Source organism: Rheinheimera sp. (assembly GCF_036568245.1).
In the GTDB taxonomy this organism is placed as follows: domain Bacteria; phylum Pseudomonadota; class Gammaproteobacteria; order Enterobacterales; family Alteromonadaceae; genus Alishewanella.
Genome location: NZ_DATCSY010000258.1, coordinates 1 through 2,054, shown reverse-complemented (window position 1 = coordinate 2,054; position 2,054 = coordinate 1). Strand labels below are relative to the sequence as shown.

1 protein-coding gene and 1 pseudogene are annotated in these 2,054 nt (G+C 49.4%); both read right to left on the bottom strand.

Annotated elements, in window-relative coordinates:
• Window positions 1–663, bottom strand: a 663-nt coding sequence (locus VIN66_RS11840) for an E3 binding domain-containing protein (protein WP_331924177.1), incomplete at its 3' end; no start/stop codon positions are given.
• 63 nt (window positions 664–726) lie between these two features.
• Window positions 727–2,054, bottom strand: a pseudogene (locus VIN66_RS11835) (2-oxoglutarate dehydrogenase E1 component); the annotation flags it as partial.

The window sequence follows — 2,054 nt, the reverse complement described above, 5'->3', positions numbered from 1 at the left end:
CTTTTCAAACACGTCCTGATACTGCTTACGCAGGTCCATAATTGGCTTCATGTTGACTTCGTTAAACGTCGTTAGCATGGCTGTAGAGTTTTTCGCTTCCAGCAGACGGTTTGCGATGGTCTTACGCAGACGCGTCATCGGTACACGTTTCTGGCTGCGATCGCCGGCTACAGCTGTAGCAGCTGCCGGGGCAGCAGATTTAGCTGGCGCACCAGCTACAAACTTTTCAACGTCTTCTTTGGTTACACGGCCATTTTTGCCGGTGCCTTTAATTTTGCTGGCATCTAAACCCTTTTCCGCAATCATACGACGCACTGATGGGCTTAATGCATCATCGTTGCTGTCGTCTGACTTAGCATCTGAAGCGGCAGCTTCTGTTTTGTTGTCTTCTTTTTTCGCCGGCGCATCATCTTTCTTAGCAGCAGGTGCACCACCGGCTTCCATTTTACCGATAACTTCTTCGGCTGTTACAGTAGCGCCGGTATCGTGAATGATTTCACCCATAACGCCATCGGCCTGGGCAACCACTTCAAGTACCACTTTGTCGGTTTCAATATCAACTAATACCTGATCGCGTGTTACGGCTTCGCCTGTTTTAACGTGCCAGGTGGCGATGGTTGCATCTGCAACAGATTCTGGAAGTACGGGTACTTTAATTTCCACTTTTTCACCTTTACCGGTTGGTCTTATTTAGTTATGCCGGTGTATCTCACACCGGCCAATAATTTACTTAATAGTCAGCGCGTCGTTAACCAGCGCCTGCTGTTGTTTGTTGTGTACAGACAAGTAACCGACAGCAGGTGATGATGACGCATCACGGCCCGCATAGCTCAGATAACCAGCCTTTGGAATTGCGGCACGGAAATGGTGCTGACTGCAGTACCAGGCGCCCTGATTCTGCGGCTCTTCCTGACACCAGACAAAATCAGTCACATGCTGATACTGACTTAATACTTCAGCCATTTCTTCATGCGGGAACGGGTACAGCTGTTCTACACGCACAATCGCCACGTCTTTCTGTTCACGCTTACGGCGTTCTTCCAGCAGTTCGTAATATACTTTTCCGCTACAGAACACAACGCGCTTAACATCGCTTGGTTTAATATCGTCTATCTCACCAATTACGTTTTGGAACTTACCTGATGCCAACTCTTCCAGCGAAGAGGTAGCCAACGGGTGACGTAACAGAGACTTAGGCGACATCACAATCAGAGGCCGGCGCATCGGGCGCACCATCTGACGGCGCAGCATGTTATAAACCTGAGCTGGTGTAGTGGGTACACAAACCTGCATATTGTGATCGGCACATAATTGAAGGAAACGCTCTAAACGTGCTGATGAGTGTTCCGGGCCCTGACCTTCGTAGCCGTGAGGCAACAACAAAGTTAAACCACACAGACGGCCCCACTTCTGCTCACCCGAGCTTAAGAACTGGTCGATAACAACCTGAGCGCCGTTAGCGAAATCACCAAACTGACCTTCCCAGATAACCATTGCACGTGGTTCTGCCGTAGCGTAACCATATTCGAACGCCAGTACCGCTTCTTCTGACAATGCAGAGTCGTACACCTGGAATGGCCCCTGCTCGTCGCTGATATGCTCAAGCGGCGTATAGGTACTACCATCTGTTTGATTGTGCAATACCGCATGGCGATGGAAGAATGTGCCACGGCCTGAATCCTGACCAACAATACGAATGCGGTTACCTTCTGCTACGGTAGAAGCATAAGCCAGTATTTCAGCAAAGCCCCAGTCAATTTTCTTCTCGCCTGCAAGCATTAAAGCGCGATCTTCATATACACGACCGACTTGGCGCTGCAAAGTATGGCTTGATGGAATAGCGGTAGCTTTCTTACCGAGTTCAACCAGTTTCTCGACCGACACGCTGGCATCGTAAGTTGCATCCCAGTCGTGACCTAAGAACGGCGTCCAGTCTACTGAAGACTCTGACATCGCACGCCATTCTTCGACAACGCAATCACCTTTATCCAGTGCATCACGGTAATTCTCAGTCATTTCGCTGATCTGCTCATTACTGAACAAACCTTCGGCAA